General features: G+C 41.3%; 27 protein-coding genes. 18 read left to right on the top strand and 9 right to left on the bottom strand.

Going from position 1 to position 20741, the window contains the following annotated elements:
• The first annotated feature begins 3 nt into the window (after nucleotides 1-3).
• The 3 genes from ACFPA1_RS11175 to yunB all read left to right on the top strand — a co-directional run bounded on the left by ACFPA1_RS11175 (nucleotide 4) and on the right by yunB (nucleotide 2601).
• On the top strand, nucleotides 4-1353 hold the full coding sequence (locus ACFPA1_RS11175; protein WP_378582821.1) for a bifunctional metallophosphatase/5'-nucleotidase: 1350 nt from the start codon (nucleotides 4-6) through the stop codon (nucleotides 1351-1353).
• A 67-nt stretch (nucleotides 1354-1420) separates the two neighbouring features.
• Nucleotides 1421-1723, top strand: a complete 303-nt coding sequence (locus ACFPA1_RS11170) for a YunC family protein (RefSeq protein WP_378582819.1) — start codon at nucleotides 1421-1423, stop codon at nucleotides 1721-1723.
• A gap of 92 nt (nucleotides 1724-1815) precedes the next feature.
• Complete coding sequence (gene yunB, locus ACFPA1_RS11165; protein WP_213144336.1) at nucleotides 1816-2601, top strand: sporulation protein YunB; 786 nt, start codon at nucleotides 1816-1818, stop codon at nucleotides 2599-2601.
• A 28-nt stretch (nucleotides 2602-2629) separates the two neighbouring features.
• On the opposite strand, the gene ACFPA1_RS11160 is transcribed toward yunB, so the two are convergent.
• Nucleotides 2630-3613: a M23 family metallopeptidase gene (locus ACFPA1_RS11160; RefSeq protein ID WP_213144337.1), complete on the bottom strand. Its 984-nt coding sequence runs from the start codon at nucleotides 3611-3613 to the stop codon at nucleotides 2630-2632.
• A gap of 178 nt (nucleotides 3614-3791) precedes the next feature.
• On the opposite strand from ACFPA1_RS11160, the gene lipA reads away from it, so the two are divergent.
• Nucleotides 3792-4712 (top strand): lipoyl synthase, encoded by a 921-nt coding sequence (lipA, locus tag ACFPA1_RS11155; protein WP_213144504.1) that lies wholly within the window; start codon nucleotides 3792-3794, stop codon nucleotides 4710-4712.
• A 56-nt stretch (nucleotides 4713-4768) separates the two neighbouring features.
• Here lipA and ACFPA1_RS11150 read toward each other — a convergent pair whose 3' ends face one another.
• Complete coding sequence (locus ACFPA1_RS11150) at nucleotides 4769-5407, bottom strand: YhcN/YlaJ family sporulation lipoprotein (RefSeq protein WP_378582816.1); 639 nt, start codon at nucleotides 5405-5407, stop codon at nucleotides 4769-4771.
• Between the two features lie 115 nt (nucleotides 5408-5522).
• Between ACFPA1_RS11150 and ACFPA1_RS11145 the strand changes: the two genes are divergently transcribed.
• Nucleotides 5523-5798 carry a YutD family protein gene (locus ACFPA1_RS11145; protein WP_213144339.1) on the top strand — a complete coding sequence of 92 codons (276 nt, stop codon included), beginning with the start codon at nucleotides 5523-5525 and terminating at the stop codon, nucleotides 5796-5798.
• A 34-nt stretch (nucleotides 5799-5832) separates the two neighbouring features.
• On the opposite strand, the gene ACFPA1_RS11140 is transcribed toward ACFPA1_RS11145, so the two are convergent.
• Nucleotides 5833-6126: a cytosolic protein gene (locus ACFPA1_RS11140; RefSeq protein WP_213144340.1), complete on the bottom strand. Its 294-nt coding sequence runs from the start codon at nucleotides 6124-6126 to the stop codon at nucleotides 5833-5835.
• 58 nt (nucleotides 6127-6184) lie between these two features.
• Nucleotides 6185-6451, bottom strand: a complete 267-nt coding sequence (locus ACFPA1_RS11135; RefSeq protein ID WP_213144341.1) for a DUF3055 domain-containing protein — start codon at nucleotides 6449-6451, stop codon at nucleotides 6185-6187.
• Between the two features lie 188 nt (nucleotides 6452-6639).
• Here ACFPA1_RS11135 and ACFPA1_RS11130 point away from each other — a divergent pair, with 188 nt between their 5' ends.
• From ACFPA1_RS11130 to ACFPA1_RS11120, 3 genes are all read left to right on the top strand, one after another.
• Nucleotides 6640-7941 (top strand): EAL domain-containing protein, encoded by a 1302-nt coding sequence (locus ACFPA1_RS11130; RefSeq protein WP_213144342.1) that lies wholly within the window; start codon nucleotides 6640-6642, stop codon nucleotides 7939-7941.
• 27 nt (nucleotides 7942-7968) lie between these two features.
• Nucleotides 7969-8406 (top strand): DUF86 domain-containing protein, encoded by a 438-nt coding sequence (locus tag ACFPA1_RS11125; protein ID WP_213144343.1) that lies wholly within the window; start codon nucleotides 7969-7971, stop codon nucleotides 8404-8406.
• A 62-nt stretch (nucleotides 8407-8468) separates the two neighbouring features.
• Nucleotides 8469-9233: a TIGR01457 family HAD-type hydrolase gene (locus ACFPA1_RS11120; RefSeq protein ID WP_378582811.1), complete on the top strand. Its 765-nt coding sequence runs from the start codon at nucleotides 8469-8471 to the stop codon at nucleotides 9231-9233.
• Between the two features lie 39 nt (nucleotides 9234-9272).
• Here ACFPA1_RS11120 and ACFPA1_RS11115 read toward each other — a convergent pair whose 3' ends face one another.
• On the bottom strand, nucleotides 9273-9773 hold the full coding sequence (locus ACFPA1_RS11115) for a phosphatidylglycerophosphatase A (RefSeq protein WP_213144345.1): 501 nt from the start codon (nucleotides 9771-9773) through the stop codon (nucleotides 9273-9275).
• A 184-nt stretch (nucleotides 9774-9957) separates the two neighbouring features.
• On the opposite strand from ACFPA1_RS11115, the gene yutH reads away from it, so the two are divergent.
• Nucleotides 9958-10968: a spore coat putative kinase YutH gene (gene yutH, locus ACFPA1_RS11110; RefSeq protein ID WP_213144346.1), complete on the top strand. Its 1011-nt coding sequence runs from the start codon at nucleotides 9958-9960 to the stop codon at nucleotides 10966-10968.
• Nucleotides 10969-11039: 71 nt separating this feature from the next.
• Here yutH and ACFPA1_RS11105 read toward each other — a convergent pair whose 3' ends face one another.
• Nucleotides 11040-11282, bottom strand: a complete 243-nt coding sequence (locus ACFPA1_RS11105; protein WP_241114018.1) for a NifU family protein — start codon at nucleotides 11280-11282, stop codon at nucleotides 11040-11042.
• A 136-nt stretch (nucleotides 11283-11418) separates the two neighbouring features.
• Here ACFPA1_RS11105 and ACFPA1_RS11100 point away from each other — a divergent pair, with 136 nt between their 5' ends.
• Nucleotides 11419-11745 carry a YuzD family protein gene (locus tag ACFPA1_RS11100; RefSeq protein ID WP_213144348.1) on the top strand — a complete coding sequence of 109 codons (327 nt, stop codon included), beginning with the start codon at nucleotides 11419-11421 and terminating at the stop codon, nucleotides 11743-11745.
• A 50-nt stretch (nucleotides 11746-11795) separates the two neighbouring features.
• On the opposite strand, the gene ACFPA1_RS11095 is transcribed toward ACFPA1_RS11100, so the two are convergent.
• Together ACFPA1_RS11095 and ACFPA1_RS11090 are read right to left on the bottom strand one after the other, a co-directional pair.
• Complete coding sequence (locus ACFPA1_RS11095) at nucleotides 11796-12161, bottom strand: HesB/IscA family protein (protein WP_378582806.1); 366 nt, start codon at nucleotides 12159-12161, stop codon at nucleotides 11796-11798.
• Nucleotides 12162-12296: 135 nt separating this feature from the next.
• Nucleotides 12297-12536, bottom strand: a complete 240-nt coding sequence (locus tag ACFPA1_RS11090; RefSeq protein ID WP_213144349.1) for a YuzB family protein — start codon at nucleotides 12534-12536, stop codon at nucleotides 12297-12299.
• Nucleotides 12537-12799: 263 nt separating this feature from the next.
• Between ACFPA1_RS11090 and ACFPA1_RS11085 the strand changes: the two genes are divergently transcribed.
• On the top strand, nucleotides 12800-13867 hold the full coding sequence (locus ACFPA1_RS11085) for an NAD(P)/FAD-dependent oxidoreductase (RefSeq protein ID WP_213144350.1): 1068 nt from the start codon (nucleotides 12800-12802) through the stop codon (nucleotides 13865-13867).
• 47 nt (nucleotides 13868-13914) lie between these two features.
• Here the strand turns inward: ACFPA1_RS11085 and ACFPA1_RS11080 are convergent, their stop codons facing one another.
• Nucleotides 13915-14910 carry an NAD(P)/FAD-dependent oxidoreductase gene (locus ACFPA1_RS11080; RefSeq protein WP_213144351.1) on the bottom strand — a complete coding sequence of 332 codons (996 nt, stop codon included), beginning with the start codon at nucleotides 14908-14910 and terminating at the stop codon, nucleotides 13915-13917.
• Nucleotides 14911-15345: 435 nt separating this feature from the next.
• Between ACFPA1_RS11080 and ACFPA1_RS11075 the strand changes: the two genes are divergently transcribed.
• From ACFPA1_RS11075 to ACFPA1_RS11045, 7 genes are all read left to right on the top strand, one after another.
• The gene (locus tag ACFPA1_RS11075; protein ID WP_213144352.1) at nucleotides 15346-16563 is read left to right on the top strand and encodes an NAD(P)/FAD-dependent oxidoreductase; all 1218 of its coding nucleotides are present in this window, start codon (nucleotides 15346-15348) and stop codon (nucleotides 16561-16563) included.
• A 162-nt stretch (nucleotides 16564-16725) separates the two neighbouring features.
• Nucleotides 16726-17217 carry an NUDIX domain-containing protein gene (locus tag ACFPA1_RS11070; protein ID WP_213144353.1) on the top strand — a complete coding sequence of 164 codons (492 nt, stop codon included), beginning with the start codon at nucleotides 16726-16728 and terminating at the stop codon, nucleotides 17215-17217.
• A gap of 155 nt (nucleotides 17218-17372) precedes the next feature.
• A complete protein-coding gene (locus ACFPA1_RS11065; protein WP_213144354.1) occupies nucleotides 17373-17501 on the top strand; it encodes a YuiA family protein in 129 nt (42 codons plus the stop codon).
• A 134-nt stretch (nucleotides 17502-17635) separates the two neighbouring features.
• Entirely contained in the window at nucleotides 17636-17959 is a 324-nt protein-coding gene (locus ACFPA1_RS11060) for a YuiB family protein (RefSeq protein ID WP_213144355.1), read from the top strand.
• A gap of 120 nt (nucleotides 17960-18079) precedes the next feature.
• Nucleotides 18080-18688, top strand: coding sequence for a 3D domain-containing protein (locus ACFPA1_RS11055; RefSeq protein ID WP_213144356.1), 609 nt, complete (start codon nucleotides 18080-18082; stop codon nucleotides 18686-18688).
• A gap of 89 nt (nucleotides 18689-18777) precedes the next feature.
• Nucleotides 18778-19155: a DUF309 domain-containing protein gene (locus tag ACFPA1_RS11050; RefSeq protein ID WP_213117866.1), complete on the top strand. Its 378-nt coding sequence runs from the start codon at nucleotides 18778-18780 to the stop codon at nucleotides 19153-19155.
• 65 nt (nucleotides 19156-19220) lie between these two features.
• Nucleotides 19221-20729: a leucyl aminopeptidase gene (locus ACFPA1_RS11045; protein WP_213144357.1), complete on the top strand. Its 1509-nt coding sequence runs from the start codon at nucleotides 19221-19223 to the stop codon at nucleotides 20727-20729.
• Nucleotides 20730-20741: the final 12 nt, after the last annotated feature.

Below are 20741 nucleotides of genomic sequence, written 5' to 3'. Positions count from 1 at the left end.
CAAATGGAAAGAATACATATATACCATACGAACGACATCCACAGCCACTTGGAAAATTGGCCGCGCATTGAGCAATTTTTGAAGCAGCAAAGGAAGCACCACCAAGATCAAGACGAGGTTTTCCTATTTGATATTGGCGATTTCATAGATCGCTGGCATCCGTTGACAGAGGCGACCATGGGTAAAGCGAGTATTGACCTCTTAAACGAATGCCAATATACTGCGGTCACAATTGGCAATAACGAAGGAATCAACCTACCCCATGACGGGCTCGATCAGCTTTATGATGATGCACAATTTGATGTGCTGGCAGCAAATCTTTTTCAAAAAAATAATCAGCAGCCAGGCTGGGTGAAGCCTTATCAAATTTATCGAACCAAATCGGGTACTCGCCTTGGCGTCATCGGCCTAACGGCTAACTTCGCGCGTCTCTACGAATTACTGGGCTGGAATCTGACCGAGCCGATTAATGAGCTTAAAAAATGGATCATAGCCGTAAAGGAACAATCGGACATGGTTATTCTGCTTTCCCACCTCGGTCTTCGTGATGACGAAAGGATCGCAACAGAATTTCCTGAGATTGACGTAATTCTGGGTGCTCATACTCATCATTTTTTGGAAAATGGAAAGCTTGTAGACAATACGCTTTTGGCGGCCGCCGGAAAATTTGGCTATTATGTGGGCCATGTTACGATTATGTTGGACAGCCAGAAAACCATTCAAGACAAACAAGCCATTCTTTATGATACAAAGGAGCTTCCGGCGGCTCAAAATGAGGCTCAGATAGCAGAGGCCTTTCTAGATAAAGGGAAAAAGCTGCTTAATGGAAGAGTCACGAATCTAACGAAGCCATTCTTAAGCGATCCGTTTAAAGAAACAGAGTTCTCGCTTTTCCTATGCAAAGCTTTACGGGATTGGTGCCAAACTGATTGTGCGATGATCAATGCCGGACTCCTTCTTGGTCCGTTATCCGGCGATGTGACAGAATTTGACCTTTTAAACATCTGCCCACACCCGATTAATCCATGTGTTGTCGAGGTTAACGGCGAAGAATTAAAAGATATATTAATCGAAACGATGGACGAAAGCCTTCATCAAAGGCAAATCAAAGGGCTTGGTTTTAGAGGAAACATGCTGGGAATCTTTGTTTATGACGGAATCACGTTTCATTCCGGAGAAATTTTTATTAATGGAGAAAAGCTGGAGCCGCAAAAAATCTATACACTTGCACTACCGGATATGTTTACGTTTGGGCATTTCTTTAAAGGAGTTCTTCCTCATAAGGATAAGCAATATTTTCTGCCGGAATTTTTGCGCGATATCCTTAAATGGAAACTAAAGACCCAGTCTTAATCCTGGGACACACGCTTTTTCCTTTTCCTACATAATGTGATAGTAGGGAAAGGAGTGTGGAATCCTGATGATTGATCTTTCACCAATTGAAATTGACGGCCATACGTTCCTGGCGGTCTCCGTGTTACTTCCGAAAACGACCTTGCTTGCTGTGACAAGCGATAAAGGATATATAATGTGCGGTGCGTTGGATGTCGGCTTATTAAATGATAAACTAAAGGACCGTAACATTATCGCAGGAAGAGCTGTCGGAGTAAGAACGATTGACCAGCTGTTGAACGCGCCGCTGGAATCCGTCACAATTGGCGCGGAGGAATTAGGAATCTCAAAAGGCATGATTGGCAAGGACGCTTTGCTGAAAATGATATAAAAGTCTGCTATCGTAGCAGGCTTTTTACCATTTATTTATTGGGCTAGTTCACCCCTTTTTCGCATACACATACGATGAAGGGGTGATTTTTGTTGGCAAAATTTCGCATGTACCGGCGGCGAAGAGGTCCGTTGCCTTTCCGATATGTCATGCTTTTAACTTTTGTCTTTTTCCTGTTGACATCAGCAATCAGTGTGTTGCTTGTGAACAAAGGGATTGAACCTACCTTAATGAGATATGCCGAATCCGAAACCCGAAATATTGCTTCGCTTGTGATAAATAGAGCTATTACGAAAAGGACCACCAATGTCGGAGAAAATAATCAGGTCGTGCAAATCATCCCAGGCAGCGATGGGGAGAAACAAAACTTTCAGTTAAATACGGATTTAATTAACAGGGTATTAGCTGAAACAACGGCACAAATTCAAAAGAATTTGAAGGCGGCAAAACAAGGTAATCTTGCCCAGTTAGAACAGATTACAGATGTAGAAATTGAGACAGAGAACACGAAGGATGAGAACTCGATCACCTGGTATGTTCCATTAGGGCAGGCAACCAATATTGCTTTGCTAGGGAACCTTGGTCCGAAAATCCCTGTCAAATTTCAAGCCATTGGGGAAGTGGAACCGGATGTGCATATCCAAACGAAAGAAATGGGGATTAATAATACATGGGTGGAAGTCTCGATTGAGATTGAGGTATCCGTTCAAATTATTACTCCATTTGCTACGAAAATTACGAAACTGAAGCAAAGTATTCCAGTCGGAAGTGCTCTTGTCGAGGGAACGGTTCCGCAGTTCTATAACGGCGGAGGAGGTATGATTCCATCCATTCAGGTTCCCGAGAAAAAGCAGGATACCAAAAAATCAGGAAATTAGCAAAAGGACTATCCAAATCGGATAGTCCTTATTTTTTTCTAGCGTTTATTCGTTCAAGACGTTTCCACTTTGCCAAATACGGATAGGGGTCAAATGACCATTCGGTAATCCCATTATCTTTATACATGCCATAATGGAGATGCGGCGGGAATTTCCCTGATGTGCCTGGAGGGCCGTAGCCGGAGCTTCCTACTCCGCCAATTACCATCCCGGGTTCAACAATTTGCCCGACCTTTAAGTCTTTGGCAAACCCACTGAGATGGGCAAAGTAATGATATGTGTTATTGATATCCCGGATGCCTATTCTCCAACCGCCAAATTTATTCCAGCCCTTCATTTCCACAATCCCGTAACAAGTAGCCCTTACCGGTACACCATAGCCGGCAAAAATGTCAGTACCCTCATGAATTCTTCGGCCGCCCCAGCCCCGGGCATCTCCCCAGGTGCTGCGATAGCTGTGATTGCTTCTTAAAGGAACTGGGAAAACATTTGTATCCAAATTCAGCCGTCCAAAATGACGGTACATTTTGGCATAGCTGACGATGCTGCCAACCGATCGATCCCGGTGGTAATAATCCCATAAACCGATTTTAATATTATCTTCATCTACTCCATAAGAAAGCAGATAATGAGCAAAGGAATACAATACATCTTCATCATTTTTCAGGCTGGCATTTCCATCTCCATCCCCATCAACTCCGACTCCATTAAAAAACTGGATAATTGCAGGATTCTCTTCGGATGGATTAGGATTAGTCAGCCCGGCCCATTGTTCAGGGCGAAAATAAATGCTAATCAGGCTCTCTGGTCTTGGTAAATCGCGGCGTGCCAAGCGGACATTTCGTTCATATTGGTCAACCGCAGCTAAATAATACCAAGGAATTTGAGTGATGGTTTCAACCTTCTTATAAAGTTTCATTCGTTCTTGGTATGGATTGGCTTCCGCAGCTTTTGCCTCTATACTTGAGGTAAATAACAACAGGAAAGCTGCTATTATCAGCACAGCCCGCATAGGAATTCTCCCTTCCCATTTATAGTTCAAGGTTAGTTTATGAATTCTAGAACATTTCATTATGGTCAATAATTGGAAATCGGGAAAATCATTGGGGCAGATGCTGACTTCTTGTCGTTGTCGACCCAAGTATGTTAAAGTGACAACAGGAGTGTTTAAACATAGTCGGGGGTGCATGATGAGCAAGAAAGAGGAAGTCCTGAGAAAACCTGATTGGTTAAAAATAAAGCTTAATACAAATGAATCATATACAGGATTAAAGAAATTGATGCGGGAAAAGAATCTTCACACCGTTTGTGAAGAGGCGCGCTGTCCAAATATTCACGAATGCTGGGCAGTACGGCGAACGGCTACCTTTATGATTCTCGGTGATACATGTACCAGGGCCTGCCGCTTCTGTGCTGTAAAAACAGGTCTACCTACGGAACTTGACTGGCAGGAACCGGAAAGAGTCGCTGATTCCGTTCAGCTTATGAACCTGAAACATGTTGTCGTAACCGCAGTTGCCAGGGATGATTTAAAGGATGGCGGTGCAGCAGTATTCGCAGAAACCATCCGGGCCATCCGCCGGAAAAACCCGTTTACAAGCATTGAGGTCCTTCCGTCTGATATGGGCGGAAAAGAAGAGAACCTTCGAACATTGATGGATGCAAAGCCAGATATTTTAAACCATAATATCGAAACGGTGAGACGCCTGACACCAAGAGTCAGAGCGCGTGCAAAATATGATCGTTCCCTAGAATTCCTCCGCCGGGCAAAGGAAATGAATCCAAGTATTCCTACAAAATCAAGCTTAATGATTGGCCTTGGCGAAACAAAAGAAGAGATTATTGAGGTTATGGATGATTTGCGGGCAAATCATGTTGATATCATGACGATCGGCCAGTATTTGCAGCCGACCAAAAGCCACCTAAAGGTTATAAAATACTATAGCCCCGATGAGTTTAATGAATTACGTGACATTGCCATAAGTAAAGGGTTCAGCCATTGCGAAGCGGGACCACTTGTTCGTTCTTCTTATCACGCTGATGAACAAGTAAATGCTGCCGCAAAGCATAAGCAATTACTTGGTGAACAAAGTACGCAGGAAGCCCAATAACTTGAATTTAAAAAAGAGTTCAGCCCTTAGTTTAATTCGGGTCTGAACTCTTTTTATTAGCGTTTGTGATTATAATCCATATCGTCCTTTGTCAGGCCGTTTTCATCTTCACTATCGTTCAGTCTTGTTCCTTGTGGAGATGTTTTCATTTGCTTGATTACATAATTTACCTGGTCACGTGATTTGCCGCTGAGGGAATCCAAATTCGCCAAGTTTTGGATATCCTGGATATGGACCTTATTATCACTGACATATACATGGTAGTACCTTGGGACAACGGATAATGCTGTTTTCTTCACTTGGTCAGCCGTTAAATTTCGGTCCTTCGAATCGGTACGGTACGCCACTAAAACTTCTCTGTCCGTTACCAATGTAGCCACATCATGGACGTTTGGATTATTGGCGCTTAAGCGACTGATGACATGGGCTACTTGTTCACGGTCAAGGGCCGTGTAGCCATTATTTGTGTTATTATCGTTCATCAGTGGACTCTTTTGGTGACGTACAAAGCCATAGTCATTGCTGGCGTTACGGATATCCTTGCTCGCACCTTCACGGTAGAGCTCATGCCGTTTATTGTTCACATTAATGGTATTGCCGGATTCTTCATATATATCGTTTTTACCCATATCCTTAGAACAGCCTGTGACTGCAGTTAATGCACATAACCCAATGATTATGCCTAATCTTTTCAATATTAACACCTCCTTTTATTAGATTTTCCAAAGCGCTCATTTTTTTTCTTAGTAATTGATGGTGAATCGGTTATAATGGGATAAAGAATAGCTGGCAAAATTTGAGGTGAAAACCATGATTCTTATTAATAACACTACTTACGAACTTGTACAGGAATTTCGGAATGGTTTTAATGAGGAAGCCCTAAAGGCTAGATATAGTGACATCTTATCCAGATATGATTATATTGTGGGGGATTGGGGCTATGGCCAGCTCCGATTAAAAGGCTTCTTTGAGGACCAAAATCAAAAAGCAACCTTTGATACAAAAATCAGCACATTAAGTGAGTATCTGTATGAATACTGCAATTTTGGCTGTGCTTATTTTGTGTTAAAAAAGGTTAAAAAATAAACGAAGGGGCGATTTAATCCCCTTCGTTTATTTTTTAAGCTTCGTTATTGTTATACGGGGCCTGTTCATCGGTTTCTTTATCATCATGTGGAGGATGCGCTCCCGGGTATTCTCTTGGCAAATCCTGATGCAGGGCCTTAAACTCATAGTTAAATGCACTGTACCGGCGCTGCCCCTCTTTCCACGAGGTACTCTTCAGTTCTACAGGGTCTTCTTTACGAATCGGCGACCCTAAAGGGCCCTCGGGAAATTCTTCCGCAGTCAGATAGTTCCGCTGTACTTCCACATTCGAGAAATCCCCGTATTTATCGGAATCCTTTTCAGCCATGTTCCTCACTCCTTTTTCTTTTATTATTTCATCCTGAGTGAAAAACATGAGTCAACCTTTAGATAATCTCCTGTAAGAAGGATTTTAGCTCTTCTGCCTCTGCTTCATTAATATTAAAAGCATATTCTAAATAACCTTCCTCCTCGAGATCATCATGCCCAATGATGGCAAATCGATTTCCTTGCATATTCATTACTAGGGATTTGCCGTAGTGCCGGTCCGTTTTTACGACTGCTAAATCATAACGCTGATTTTCCCCGACAAAGCTGACAAACCTTGTTTTGGTATTTTCGGTATCATCATATAAGAAAAAACGCTCGCTCATTTTATATCTCCTTTTAAAAAATACTCTCACATTATCTATAGTAACAAATTCCTGCAGTGGATGGGAGGAGGATTAAATTTCCCAACCATTTGTTTAGGAATATTTTTCTTTGAAAAATACGAATAATGTAAAAATATGTTATAATATAACTAAATCTGTAAGATAAACTGGTTGTGAGGGATGAATGTATGGCTCGTCGCATCATGAATATGCTATTAGGGGTAATGGAATGGGGGAAGATTTTGCTTCCTGCTGGTTCCTTGCGCTTTTATCCGCCTCAATTTATATTGCGCAACCCTGTATTAGAGGGTGTAACAGCCGCCTTTCAATCAGGCTTGGAGGCAGCAGTTATTGTTTTTCACCTGCAAAATATGAATGAATTGTCGGTTTTAAAAGGCAAATCACAGCAAGGTTATTTCATGAAGCAGTTAAAAAAGTATTTTCGCCATGCTGTCCAAGAGGAACTGAAAGAAGAGGAGATCATCGCGCTGCATGACTTTTATGGCGATGTGGTGACCTTGATTATGAAGGTGGATGTTGATAAAAACACTTTGTCTGATATGGATCATGTCATAAACGGATTGCTTTATTATGTTGAGGGAAGTCTGCAAAAACATTATCCTTCACAGCAAATTCACTTTGAAACCGGATATATGTTTATTGACAAGAAACATTACTCCATTTCTGATTCCATCCAAAAAGCCCATCGACAGGCCATTGCGATGGCTGAAAAAAGACTGGCAGTAAAATATGATGATATAGATTATATGATCAATCAAATTATTACTAATAAAAATATCCGTCTGCTGGCCCAGCCCATTATTGATGTGGCAACAAATGAAATCCGTGCATGGGAGCTCTTGACACGGGGGCCTAAAGGTACGGCAGTAGAAAATCCTTTGCCGTTATTCTCGGTTGCAAGACAGACAGGGACATTATATGCACTCGAAATGCTGGTATTGGAAAAAGCGTTTGAACAAATTAAGAAAGCAAAATGCAGACAGGATATTTTTATCAATTGTACTCCGTTAACCCTTGGAAATATTCGTTTCACAAGGGATATAAAGAATTTATTGCAAAGATTCACTGGTATATCACCAAAACAAATAACAATTGAAATTACAGAAAACGATTCAATCGAAGGTTTAAAGAATTTCATTTATAATATAAAAATGTTACGATTAATGGGGTTTCGAATTGCCATTGATGATACAGGCGCGGGATACTCCAATTTAAGTACCATTAGTGAAATTATGCCGGATATTATAAAAATTGACCGATCTCTCATTCAAAATATCGATAAAAACTCGCTTAAGGAATCGATGTTAAAGGGGATTCTCCTAGTCGCGCGGGAGGCCGGTTCACTGGTTGTCGCGGAGGGAATCGAAAATGAGGATGAGGCATCTGTCCTCACAAGAAACAAGGTCGATTTGGCACAAGGCTATTTCTACGCTCCGCCTACTGTACTAAACATGGAAATGGCAACTTAGAACAGAAAATAGAAGGAAGTGGAGTTCATGTACTTTGTTGACCGGGATAAAATTGAAACGACATTAGTTTATTTGGAAACACAGATCACTCATTTCTCTACCCAGCAGGTATGGTCGACCCCCATTGAAAAGGCGGCATTAGAAAGGCTTACTCACATGATGCTCGAGTCGGTATTGGATGTCGGTAATGCCATGATTGACGGCTTTATCATGCGTGACCCAGGAAGCTACGAAGACATTATAGATATTTTAATGGATGAAAAGGTCGTTACTGAAGAAACAGGAAGCAGCCTGAAAGCTCTAATCAGTTTTCGGAAAAAACTGGTGCAGTTTTATACGGAAATTGACCATAGCGAATTAACCCGGGAATTTTCAAATCATTTGCCTGCACTGACTATTTTTTCAGTGAATGTACGGGACTATCTTACGAATGAATTGGGACCAGTTTCAGCATTTAAAAACTAAGACCGCCAATCGGTCTTTTTCTTTTTAAAGAGGAGGACAAGATCAATTAAGGAGTGGGATGATTGAAGAAATATAAAGGATATTTAATTGATTTAGATGGAACGATGTACAAAGGCACGGAGAGGATAGAAGCGGCTTCTGATTTTATTAAGAACCTTCAGAAAAAGGAAATACCCTATTTATTTGTGACAAATAATTCTACCAGGACCCCGGCACAGGTGGCGGAAAAATTAAACAGCTTTGATATTCCAACTACGGAAGATAGGGTCTTTACGACAAGTCAGGCAACCGCCAATTATATCGAAGAACTGAAAAAGGATGCCTCTGTCTATGTTATTGGTGAAGAAGGGATTCGCACAGCACTTGAGGAAAAGGGCTTTCGGTTTGCCGGGGAAGATGCCGATGTTGTCGTAGTGGGTCTTGACCGCTCGATTGATTATGAAAAGCTGACAATTGCCTGTCTGGCTGTCCGAAACGGAGCCACATTTATTTCTACAAATGGCGATATCGCCCTGCCAACTGAAAGAGGGCTAGTACCGGGCAATGGCTCGATAACATCGGTTATAGCAGTATCAACGCAAACAAAGCCGATTTTTATCGGAAAGCCGGAAGCAATTATTATGGAGCAGGCGTTAAAGGTTTTAGGTGTGGCCAAAGAAGATACGCTGATGGTGGGCGATAATTATGATACCGATATTCTAGCGGGAATAAATGCAGGGATCGACACTTTGCTCGTTCATACGGGCGTCACCACGAAGGAACTGTTAAAAGGATATACTATTCATCCTACATATACTATCGATACACTGGACCATTGGGAACCATAAAAGGATGGCTGAAATAGCCATCCTTTATCATTTTTAATCTTATTCACAATTGGCTGCAGCGTGTGCCAGTCTGCTTGAGGCGGCAGCGGCAATGGCGCCAACGATATCATCTAAAAAGGTATGGCATTGACCAGTTGATTTATCATTTAAATGTGCCAAAATACCAGGCTTTTGCTTATCGATATAGCCGTAATTAGTAAAGCCGATTGAACCGTACACATTCACGATCGAAAAAGCCAAAATCTCATCCACCCCGTAGAGACTTTCGTCTGTTGCGATAATTGATTGCAGCGGCTCCTCAAGCATCCCTTTTTCAGCTAAGACATCAAGCTGGATTCCGGTAATAATGGCATTTTGAACTTCCCTTTTAGTAAGTACTTTTTCCACGTTCGCAATACAGTCTTCCATTTGCAGGTTTTTATGATATTTTTCCTGGAGATAAAAAACCAAATTGGCAATATCTTGGATTTCTACCCCTCTTTCTTTCAATAACCTGTGAGCCGTTTCCTGAACAACATTTGTCTTTTTTTGTTCTGCCATCCCTTATATCACCTTTTCTGTAAATTTTTCTATAATTGCTCTATTAACTTATGATATGCAATTATCCTTTCAAGAATCAAATAAAATAACTTTATGATTTGTTATTACTAAAAGGAAGACAACAAGTTTTCTTGGCTTTACTCATATATATGACGTAGAGGTGAAAAGAAGAAGGGGTGGAGAGATGCTGCGAAAAATGCTGGAGGATCAATATGGAATCAAGGCTGACGAACAGGTTAAAATAGATTCTTTTGATGCGCTAAGAGGAAATGGCTTGCTATATTTGATTGTAAGTCCTGGGGGAAGAGAGGAGGAGGATATGCAGGAACTGGCAAGCATTGCTGAGCATATGCGCCAAACAGGTGACAAAAATGTCCCTGCATTCATGCAGACTAAGGATGGCAGCTATATTACAAACTGGGAACAAAATAAATACTGCGTATTAGTAAACCGGCAGACGGACCGGCAGCAGCGAATATCCAAATTGGGGCGGAAACTGGCAAAATTTCATGAGCGGGGCAGAAGGGTGCCTTTTCAGATTCAGCGGTCGAGCAGAGTTGGACAATGGAAGGGGATTTGGGAAAAACGGCTGGAACAGATGGAAAAAGTGTGGAGTGGACTGCTTTTTCAAACACCTGAGGATGAATTTGAAAAATTGTTTATTGAGTCCTTTCCGTATTACATGGGATTAACAGAGAATGCGATCCAATATTTAGTGGATACGGAAATTGATGATTCCCCCTTGGAAACAGACAGCGGGACAGTTTGCTATGAACGTTTCACGAAAAAAACGTGGGGCGGCCAATATATGATCAGAAATCCATTTGAATGGGTATTCGACCACCGCAGCCGTGATTTGGCTGAGTGGACAAGGGAACAATATTTTCATAATATCCAGACATATGATATGGAATTAAAACAGTTTTACGATGAATATCAGGGGATATCCCCATTGTCCTCTTTTTCATGGCGGCTTTTATATGCCCGCTTAATTTTTCCGCTCCATTACTTCGAATGTGTGGAAAATTATTATATTACTCGCTCGGAACAGGAAAAAAAGCAGTTGGAGGATACTTTAGGGAAAATTTTGCGGCAGTCCTCCGAATACGAACGTTTTCTGGCAGGCTTTTTTCATATTTCAGGGGCGCCGGTGAAACACTTAAGCCTTCCGCAGCTGGATTGGTTATATTCTTAATGGGCTTTAACTGAATACAAAAAAGCGATTGCATCTTTAGGCAATCGCTTTATTATTATTATTATTATTTTTTAAAAAACTTGCTCGACTTCAACAACACCAGGTACTTCTTCTAGTAAAGCCCGTTCAATACCTGCTTTTAGTGTGATGGTAGAACTTGGGCAAGATCCGCAAGCGCCAAGTAAGCGAAGCTTAACAATGCCTTCCTCCACATCAACTAGTTCGCAGTCTCCGCCATCGCGAAGAAGAAATGGGCGTAATTTATCTAATACTTCTTGTACTTGTTCAAACATTTCCTGTTCTGACACTTTCATCGACTCCTTTCCTAACTATATTATACTGTCGCAGCAAGGAAAAATCCATTCTCAGAAACTGGAGAAATAAAGTCATTTTCTTAGGTTTTGAAGGGGCTATATTGTAAAATAAAAGAAAAATATAAGGAATGGTTTTATGGAATTTACGGAAGTGGAAATTATCCTATATGGAGCGGCAGTACTCTGCCCAAGCTGTGTGAATCTGCCATCCTCAAAGGAAACCTTTGAATGGCTGGAAGCAGCGATTGCGAGAAAATTCCCGGAGCAGCCTGTTAAAATGACCTATGTAGATATTTTTCAGCCGCCTGAAGATAGCGATAAATCGCAATTTGCCCAGAGGGTTATTGAAGAGGATATGTTTTATCCGGTTGTGGTGATAAAGGATAAAGTGGTTGGCGAGGGTAACCCTCGTCTTAAAACGATTTTTTCTGAATTGGAAAAGTACGGGTACAAGGCGATATAAGAAGGAAAGAGGCTGTCTCGAAAGACAGCCTCTGATCTTAATACAAAGTCTTAACACTCCTCAGGTGTTCCAGCTGCTGTTGCGGTACGGAAAGATGAACCACAGCCGCAAGACGCAATCGCGTTAGGGTTATCAATCGTAAACCCGCCGCCCATCATCGATTGCTTGTAATCGATTTTCGTTCCATTTAAGATTGGTGCACTCTCTTTATCGACAAGAACCTTTATGCCAAATTGTTCAAATTGATGGTCATCTTCTTTAACTTCTTGCTCAAAACCCATGCCGTAAGATAAGCCGCTGCAGCCGCCGCCTTTTACACTGACTCGCAAAAAAGCGCCTTCCTCTTCATTATGCTTCATCATATCTTTAATTTGCAGTGATGCTGCTTCTGTTAAAATAACGATATCTTTGCTCAAAAATGACCCCTCCTTAAAGATTTGAGGCTTATAAACTTAGTATATACACTAGATGAAAACTACTCAACTAATACGATTACTAGTAACAGGATATGCTGCCATTATAAAAAAGGGAGCGGCAAGCCCCCTTTATATTTAGAACATAGGATTTTCTTCGAGATACTGATAAATATTATCCACCAAATCTTCAGGGGTTTTACCCGTAACAACTTCTCCATTCACAAGCGCATAGAGAGTGGATGCGCATTTACCACAATAGCCGAGACATCCATATTCAATGATATCCAAATTTGGATCTCTTTCTAATATTTCTAGTGCTTTCTGTGCCCCACTAGCAAGATTACTGACACAAAATTCAATGATCGGCTTAATCATTACCTTCACCTCTCCACAACTTCTAATCCTACCGCTTTTAGGCTGCTTCGTCAATTATCACGTTCTTGGCAAACCTGTCAAGATGTATTTTAAATGTGTTGTTATTTAGCCATATTTTCGTTATACTCATATTTGTGTGTTAAATGGACGGAATATCTATTTCAATAAAATCCCACTCGTAATTTCAATTGAAATACTGTCTTTCTGAACAAAATAAAAAAATAGAAAATCTATAGTACAGTTATGACAAAGGGGAAATAAGCATGAAAAAATTAGTCATTCTTGGAGGCGGTTATGGGGGCATGAAGATTCTCTCCGAACTTCTTCCCAATAACCTGCCGGAGGACGTGACCATCACACTTGTGGATCGTGTTCCTTACCATTGTTTAAAAACAGAATACTATGCTTTAGCTGCTGGGACGATTTCAGATAAAGAAATACGCGTTTCCTTTCCAGAGCATCCTAAACTTGAGGTAGTTTTTGGGGAAGTCATCGGGATTGACAGAGAAGAAAAAAATGTCCTGTTAAAAGACGCTCAGCCAATAAGCTATGATGACCTCGTTATCGGATTGGGCTGTGAAGATAAATACCATGGTGTGCCGGGTGCTGATCAATATACCTATAGCATTCAAAGTATAGGTAAATCAAGGGAAACCTATTCTGTCTTGAATAATTTACCTCCTGGTTCAGTCGTTGGGATTGTTGGGGCAGGCCTATCTGGAGTGGAGCTTGCCAGCGAATTAAGCGAAAGCCGCGATGATTTGCAAATAAAATTATTTGACCGCGGGAAGCATATTCTCTCTGCATTCCCTGACAGGTTGAGCAAATATGTAGAGAACTGGTTTGTAAAGCATAACGTTGAAATCATTAATAATTCTAATATCACCAAAGTAGAGGAAAACACCCTTTATAACCATGACAAGTCCATTTCTTGTGATGTTATTGTATGGACAGCAGGGATCCAGGCGAATAAAGTTATCCGTGAAATGGAAGGGGAAAAGGATAGCTCGGGACGAATGGTGTTAACTCCGCAGCACTTTTTGCCTCATGATGAGCATGTTTTTGTTCTCGGTGATTGTGCAAGCCTGCCGCATGCACCAAGTGCACAGCTAGCAGAAGGACAGGCCGAACAGATTGTCGAAGTTTTAAAAAAGCGCTGGAATGGCGAAGAACTGCCAGATTCTTTCCCGCCTATCAAATTAAAGGGAGTTCTTGGTTCATTAGGGAAAAAGCATGGCTTTGCGATGCTAGCAGATCGGCCTTTAACCGGCCGCGTTGCCCGTCTGCTAAAATCAGGTGTACTGTGGATGTACAAATTTCATAACGGATAATACTAAAAAGGCGTCCTAATTTGGACGCCTTTCGTATTAGTTAATAATTATTTATCAAACATGGAAGAACTATGAAGTGGTTGGATTTTTGCTTTAGGGTCCATGTATGCCTTCGCATTATTTACGGCAGTAGGGGCTTCACCGAAACCGCAGGCAATTAATTTTACTTTTCCATCATAGGTGCAGATATCTCCGGCAGCGTAAATTCCAGGGATATTGGTTTCCATCTTGGAATTTACCTTAATGGAGTTCTTTTCAATTTCGAGGCCCCATTCTTTAATAGGTCCGAGGGAGGAAACGAAGCCATAGTTGCAAATAACGGCGTCAACGTCAACGGTTTCTTTTGTTTCTCCGTTTACGGTTTCAAGAACGACCTGTTTAATGCCAGTTTCATCACCGATTAATTCTGCAGGAACATATGGCGTTTTCACATCTACTTTGGAATTCATCAAGTTTTCTACGCTGTGTTCATGGGCGCGAAACTTGTCACGGCGGTGAACAATCGTTACTTTTTCGGCAATTGGCTCAAGCATTAGTGCCCAGTCGACCGCAGAGTCACCGCCGCCAAATACCACAACCTTTTGTCCGGCAAATTGATTCAAATCATCGATAAAGTAATAAAGGTTTTTTCCATCATACTGAGCAGCGCTTTCGAGCTCCAAACGACGAGGCTGGAATGCACCATTTCCAGCAGTGATAATAACGGTTTTAGAATAGTGGATCTCTTTGTTTGTTGTTAATTTAAAGGTTCCATCATCCTGCTTTTCAAGCTTTTCCACAGATTGCTCCAGAGCAACTGTAGGCTCAAACTTGGCCATTTGCTCCTTTAAGTTATTTATTAACTCCTGTGCACGGACTTTTGGGAATCCGGCAACATCATAAATATATTTTTCCGGATAAAGCGCAGATAATTGACCGCCCAACTGAGGCAAGCTTTCAATAATTCTAACGGATGCTTGTCTCATTCCCCCATAAAAGGCAGTAAAAAGACCAACGGGGCCTCCTCCAATGATGGTAATATCATAAACCTTTTGCTCTTGCACTCCGTATCCCCCCAACTAGTAGTTACGATTCCACTCATATCATAACATAAAATATGTAAATCCTCATATCTTTGTTGAGAAAATTATGACAATGAATAATAATTTGTGAAAATTTATACTATTTTTGCGATAAATATATTCGATAAATTGCTTGAATTTCGGATAGAAGTAGCATATGATGTATTGTGGATATATTGTTAAGATTTTGTGACAAAACAGGTACAATTTTTTATGAAATGTCTTGCTCTGTTTTTCACAAAATAGCATTTGTTTGGATTCCCAAACTTTATGTTTGCTAGGTTCTTTATTTTTATCCTCGTTCGTGAATTATATCACATACATTTTCCAGTGAACCAAAATAATAATCGACAAAGCTGTGGAAGATAAGAAAAAGAGGATTTATTAAAATATTTTATAAGGGTGGAAGTGATTGCGTTGAGAAAGCCTAAAATTGTTATTCTCGGAGCGGGCTACGGCGGACTGATGACGACTGTACGCTTGCAAAAGCACCTTGGTGTTAACGAAGCGGATATTGTCTTAGTGAACAAAAATGATTACCACTATGAAACCACTTGGCTGCATGAGGCTTCAGCCGGTACATTGCACCACGACAAGGTTCGTTATGATATTCGCGATGTCATTGATCGCAGCAAGGTTGACTTTGTTCAAAGTACCGTTGTTGAGATTAAGAAGGATGAAAAGAAAGTTATTTTAGAGAACGGCGAAGTGGAATATGATTATCTTGTGATTGCACTTGGCGGAGAGCCTGAAACCTTCGGCATTAAAGGCTTGAAGGAATATGCTTTCGGTATTACGAATGTAAATTCCTCCCGTTTGCTTCGTGAGCATATGGAATATCAATTTGCCACTTACAATATGGAAGAGGAAAAGGATGATACACGCTTGACAATTGTTGTCGGCGGCGCTGGTTTCACAGGAATCGAGTTTCTTGGAGAATTGACCAATCGTGTTCCGGAATTATGTCATGAATACGATGTGGATCAGCATAAAGTGAAAATTATCTGTGTTGAAGCTGCACCAACTGTACTGCCTGGATTTGATCCTGAATTAGTAAAGTATGCTGTATCACAATTGGAGCGTAAGGGTGTTGAATTCTTAATCGGAACGGCAATTAAGGAGTGCACGCCTGAAGGGATTTTTGTTGCAAAAGGTGAAGATGAGCCTCGTGAAATCAAAGCAGGTACTGTTGTTTGGGCGGCCGGTGTCCGCGGAAACTCCGTTATCGAAAAGTCCGGTTTTGAAGCAATGAGAGGGCGTGTCAAAGTTCAGCCTGATTTAAGAGTTCCTGGTTTCAATGATGTCTTCATTCTTGGCGACAGCTCGCTGGTTATTAATGAAGAAATCAACCGCCCATATCCGCCGACTGCGCAGATAGCGATGCAGCAGGGTGAAGTGTGTGCGCGTAATATTGCTGCACTTGTACGCAATAAGCAGGACCTTGAAGAGTTCAAGTTTGATAATAAAGGTACTGTCTGCTCTCTTGGTGAGGATGACGCAATTGGAGTTGTTTTTGGTAAGAAAATAACAGGGGCAAGTGCTTCTTTCATGAAGAAAGTAGTCGATAACCGTTCTCTTTACATGATTGGCGGAGCTGGTCTTGTATTGAAAAAAGGTAAATTTAATATCTTTTAATAAATCTCCGTAACAAAAAAAGGACAGGGCAGCCTGTCCTTTTTTTGGCTAATAAGAAAGTATAAATTCAACTACGCCTCTGTCTTCGTCCTGTCGGACTAGCCAATCGGCGAGTTTCCATTTATTAGAATAGTTTTAAAAGCTACAGATAGGGGGAAAATTATGAGCAGTCGGGAAAAACGCGGGAAGGTCTGGCTGGCTGTTTCCGGATTAGTTCAATCCGATGCGGGGGAATGGCTGGTAGTTAAAAAAAGGTATGGTGGGTTAAAAGGCAAGTGGTCCCTCCCTGCAGGCTTTGTGGAAGAAGGTGAGACGGCAGATGAAGCCGTGCTTCGAGAGGTGAAGGAAGAAACGGGAATTGCTTGTACGGTTAAAGGACTGATTGGGCTACGTACGGGTGTTATTAAAAGTGAAATTAGTGATAACATGCTGGTGTTTTTACTAGAACCAGCCGGGAAAATGGAGATTACCCATCAGGAATATGAATTGTACGAAGCTAGATTTATGGCGCCGGAAGAACTGCTTAAGGAAAAGGAAGCATCGATTCTTTTAGAGTATCTGATTGAGCGAAAGGATTTACTTGAGAAGCCTGTTATCGACGGCGTAAATCCTGGTGACCAGTTTGGCTATACCGCTTATAAATTATTTTTTTAATTTTTTGAAAATTTACGTCACACTTAGAAAATGAAAGAAAACATTAGGTGTATCCGTTTTCTTCTGTCCAAATTGCTTGAATTTCGCTCTTTCTTTTTATTTAAATACTTGGTATATTATCAGAAAATTAAGTTAATAGGAAAGGGATGTTTATAATGACAGTTCAAAGTGTTGACACAAAAACCTGTGATTATTGTTCCGGAAACGGCTATTTTCAATTAGTTCTTGGCGGATCCGAAACCTGCGCAAGCTGCGGCGGCACTGGCAAGAAAGTTGAAAAATAACCGTTCCTCGGAAAAAAGGCAAACCCAGTTCTTCGAAGACTCGAAGGGCTATTTTTTTGCGTTAAAATGCTGTTAATATTGACTCCCACATGGACATTGAGTACACTATATGTTGATGCAAAGGGGGAGTTTCAATGCAGATGAGCATTGTTGTCTTGATTATTTCAATTTTACTGTTTTTTGTGTTGTTTTTTGGAATTGGCTTTATTTTGAATATGCTTTTAAGAATGTCGTGGATTATGGCTGTCATTTATCCGTTTGTCGCCATTTTTATCATAGATAAAGTCTCATTTTTTGAATATTTCACCAATAGCAAAGCAGCTTTTTTAGACTTAGGGCACAGACTTGGCTCCTTAGCAACTGCGGATGTCCTTATTTTATCTAGTGGTCTGGCAGGGGCAATTACCGCAGGTCTTACCATCAAATTCTTACGAAAAAATGGATATCAAATGTTTTAGACCTTCTCTAATATGAAGGTCTTTTTTAATATAAAATTTAATTGGTAATTTTTTTCACTTCTTTTTTGAATAATTCATTCCTACTTGGGAATGAATATTTTGGGAGGAGTGAAAAAGAGAATGAATAAAATGAAAAATTGGACGAAACGATTTGCTATGATTATTTTGTTCTTTTTGGCATTATTCGCGACGTTCCAATCTATTTCAGGTTTACCTGTGCAGACTCTGTTTTTTCATCTAGTTAAAGCAGTTTCGGTAAGCGAGGCAGTTACCGCGCCTGCCCAAACACTGGAGAATTCCATCGATTGGTCACAATACCCTAAACATACCGTGACAGCAACCGGCTATACGGCAGGGGCAGAATCCACCGGGAAAAATCAGGGCCACCCCGAATATGGAATCACTTATTCTGGTGTTAAAGTAAAACGTGATTTGTTTTCCACCATTGCAGCCGACCTAACTGTTTTTCCAATTGGAACCGTCCTTTTTATTCCGGGGTATGGGTATGGAGTGGTCGCTGATAAAGGCGGCGCTATTAAGGGAAATCGTTTGGACCTTTATTATGAAACTGTTGAGGATGTTTACAGCCATTGGGGCAAGAAAACGGTCGATGTATATATTGTTCAAAAAGGAAATGGCAAACTGACAGAGGAACAGCTGCAAGCATTAAATGAAGATAAATCCCTGCAGGTCTTCAGGCAGCAATATACAAGCTCAGAAAAAAAATAACAGGCCCTGTGCCTGTTTTTGTTTTTTAATGGAATTCTTAATGCCTATCTAATAGAATTGAATAAAAAGGTTTAATGGCAGGTGGTTTCATGGATTATCCAATCGAGTATTATGAGTTTTTTGTCAGTTTTAATGAAGGGGATTATTATACTTGCCACGACCTGCTCGAGGAAATGTGGCTGATTGATCGGGATAATCTTTTTTTAAAAGGATTATTGCAAATGAGTGTGGCCATTTATCACTATGAGTACGGAAATGTGAAGGGAGCCAGGCCTATGATGGCGACAGCCCACCGCTACCTGCAGGCATACCGTCCCAAGTTTTGGGGGCTGGACTTGGAAAAAGTCTATCCATTTATTGAACAATGCTTGGCTCTATTTCCTCAAGACATAGACAGTGTCCCGTTTGAACAGGTAGGGGAATTGCCAAAGCTGCCACAGTTGTTTTTGTATTTGGAGGATGTTTAGAGTATCGAAATAAATTGCCTGATTCGGTATAATGGATTCGAATCAAAAAGCGGAGGTCGATTAAAATGTTTGATGTAAAAAAAGAATTCGATTTATCAGCAGAGCATGAAAGCTTAGTTATAGGTCTATTGGATAAACCGGAGAAGTTTTCCGGACTGCTGGCCAACTTGGATGAGGCTTTTGATGGGCAGTTGACAGAACTCGTCAAAACAGGGGATATCTCGGCAAAGCTAAATAAAATTAACAAAGTACATAGCTTCGGCAAAATCGGTTCCAAGCGGCTTTGGATTGTCGGTCTTGGCAAAGAAAAGGAACTATCCTTTGATAAATTGCGGAAGGCTTTTGGACGTCTGTTCAAAGAGTTAAAGGCGGGCAAGCAGACAGAAGCGTCCGTATATTTGGATTCTTTCATAAGCGAAAAGGTAGATGGACCGGATGCTGCTCATGCGCTAAGTGAGGCATATGCTCTAGCCACTTATCAGTTCGATGGCTATAAGCAAAAATCAAATGAACCTGAGAAGAAGCTTGAACAGCTAACAATTTGTTGTAACAGTGTTGATGAGGGGGAAATATTAGCCTCATTAACGGTTGGATATGCCTTTGGCAAGGGAACCAATTCAGCCCGCAAGCTCGTTAACACTCCAGGTAATATGCTGACTGCTACTGATATGGCTGATTATGCTGTAGAACTCGCTAAGAAGTACGATTTTGAGGCAGAAATCCTCGATAAAGCTGATATTGAAAAATTGGGTATGGGGGCTTTCCTCGCTGTCAATAAAGGGTCTGTAGAGCCGCCGAAAATGATTGTTTTAAAATATCAAGGTAAAGAAGAATGGAAGGATGTCATCGGCCTTGTTGGAAAAGGGATCACTTTTGATACCGGAGGCTACTCCATTAAAACGAAAGCAGGCATCGTTGGAATGAAATCTGACATGGGCGGTGCAGCCGCTGTTCTTGGTGCCATGGAAATTATCGGCGAACTTAGACCAGAGCAGAATGTTGTGGCTGTTATCCCATCAACGGACAATATGATTAGCGGAAATGCCTTTAAGCCGGATGATGTAATTACTTCTATGAGCGGGAAAACAATTGAAGTTTTAAATACAGATGCGGAAGGCCGGCTCGTCCTTGCTGATGCGGTAACCTATGCAAAGCATCATGGAGCCGAGTACTTGGTGGATGTTGCTACCCTGACAGGAGGTGTTATTACTGCCCTTGGTTTAAACACCACAGGCGCTATGACAAATCATGAGACGTTATATGAGCAGGTATTGGAAGCCTCGATGGAAGCAGGCGAGCAGATGTGGCAGCTGCCTCTGTTTGAAAGTGAAAAGGAACGGGTCAGGAACAGTAAAGTGGCTGACCTTAACAATTCTCCAGGCAGCGAAGGTCATGCCATTGTTGCCGGAGCGTTTATCGGCGAATTTGCTGAAAATACACCCTGGGTTCATTTGGACATTGCTGGGACAGCGACGACATCAAAATCTCATGACCTTGGCCCTGCCGGGGCAACAGGCGTCATGACCAGAACGCTCGCCCTTTTTGTTGAACGCTTTGAGCCTATTGAAAAATAGGAAAGGGGCTTG

The organism is Neobacillus sp. GCM10023253 (genome assembly GCF_042653105.1).
Classification (GTDB): domain Bacteria; phylum Bacillota; class Bacilli; order Bacillales; family Cytobacillaceae; genus Neobacillus; species Neobacillus citreus.
This window is presented reverse-complemented; position numbering and strand designations above follow the sequence as displayed.

Excerpts from the sequence above, each read along its gene's own strand:
- ACFPA1_RS11175 (WP_378582821.1), top strand. The coding sequence starts at position 4 with ATGGAAAGAATACATATATACCATACGAACGACATCCACAGCCACTTG.
- ACFPA1_RS11170 (WP_378582819.1), top strand. The coding sequence starts at position 1,421 with ATGATTGATCTTTCACCAATTGAAATTGACGGCCATACGTTCCTGGCG.
- ACFPA1_RS11160 (WP_213144337.1), bottom strand. The coding sequence starts at position 3,613 with ATGCGGGCTGTGCTGATAATAGCAGCTTTCCTGTTGTTATTTACCTCA.
- lipA (WP_213144504.1), top strand. The coding sequence starts at position 3,792 with ATGAGCAAGAAAGAGGAAGTCCTGAGAAAACCTGATTGGTTAAAAATA.
- ACFPA1_RS11145 (WP_213144339.1), top strand. The coding sequence starts at position 5,523 with ATGATTCTTATTAATAACACTACTTACGAACTTGTACAGGAATTTCGG.
- ACFPA1_RS11140 (WP_213144340.1), bottom strand. The coding sequence starts at position 6,126 with ATGGCTGAAAAGGATTCCGATAAATACGGGGATTTCTCGAATGTGGAA.
- ACFPA1_RS11135 (WP_213144341.1), bottom strand. The coding sequence starts at position 6,451 with ATGAGCGAGCGTTTTTTCTTATATGATGATACCGAAAATACCAAAACA.
- ACFPA1_RS11130 (WP_213144342.1), top strand. The coding sequence starts at position 6,640 with ATGGCTCGTCGCATCATGAATATGCTATTAGGGGTAATGGAATGGGGG.
- ACFPA1_RS11125 (WP_213144343.1), top strand. The coding sequence starts at position 7,969 with ATGTACTTTGTTGACCGGGATAAAATTGAAACGACATTAGTTTATTTG.
- ACFPA1_RS11115 (WP_213144345.1), bottom strand. The coding sequence starts at position 9,773 with ATGGCAGAACAAAAAAAGACAAATGTTGTTCAGGAAACGGCTCACAGG.
- yutH (WP_213144346.1), top strand. The coding sequence starts at position 9,958 with ATGCTGCGAAAAATGCTGGAGGATCAATATGGAATCAAGGCTGACGAA.
- ACFPA1_RS11105 (WP_241114018.1), bottom strand. The coding sequence starts at position 11,282 with ATGAAAGTGTCAGAACAGGAAATGTTTGAACAAGTACAAGAAGTATTA.
- ACFPA1_RS11100 (WP_213144348.1), top strand. The coding sequence starts at position 11,419 with ATGGAATTTACGGAAGTGGAAATTATCCTATATGGAGCGGCAGTACTC.
- ACFPA1_RS11090 (WP_213144349.1), bottom strand. The coding sequence starts at position 12,536 with ATGATTAAGCCGATCATTGAATTTTGTGTCAGTAATCTTGCTAGTGGG.
- ACFPA1_RS11085 (WP_213144350.1), top strand. The coding sequence starts at position 12,800 with ATGAAAAAATTAGTCATTCTTGGAGGCGGTTATGGGGGCATGAAGATT.
- ACFPA1_RS11070 (WP_213144353.1), top strand. The coding sequence starts at position 16,726 with ATGAGCAGTCGGGAAAAACGCGGGAAGGTCTGGCTGGCTGTTTCCGGA.
- ACFPA1_RS11065 (WP_213144354.1), top strand. The coding sequence starts at position 17,373 with ATGACAGTTCAAAGTGTTGACACAAAAACCTGTGATTATTGTTCCGGA.
- ACFPA1_RS11060 (WP_213144355.1), top strand. The coding sequence starts at position 17,636 with ATGCAGATGAGCATTGTTGTCTTGATTATTTCAATTTTACTGTTTTTT.
- ACFPA1_RS11055 (WP_213144356.1), top strand. The coding sequence starts at position 18,080 with ATGAATAAAATGAAAAATTGGACGAAACGATTTGCTATGATTATTTTG.
- ACFPA1_RS11050 (WP_213117866.1), top strand. The coding sequence starts at position 18,778 with ATGGATTATCCAATCGAGTATTATGAGTTTTTTGTCAGTTTTAATGAA.
- ACFPA1_RS11045 (WP_213144357.1), top strand. The coding sequence starts at position 19,221 with ATGTTTGATGTAAAAAAAGAATTCGATTTATCAGCAGAGCATGAAAGC.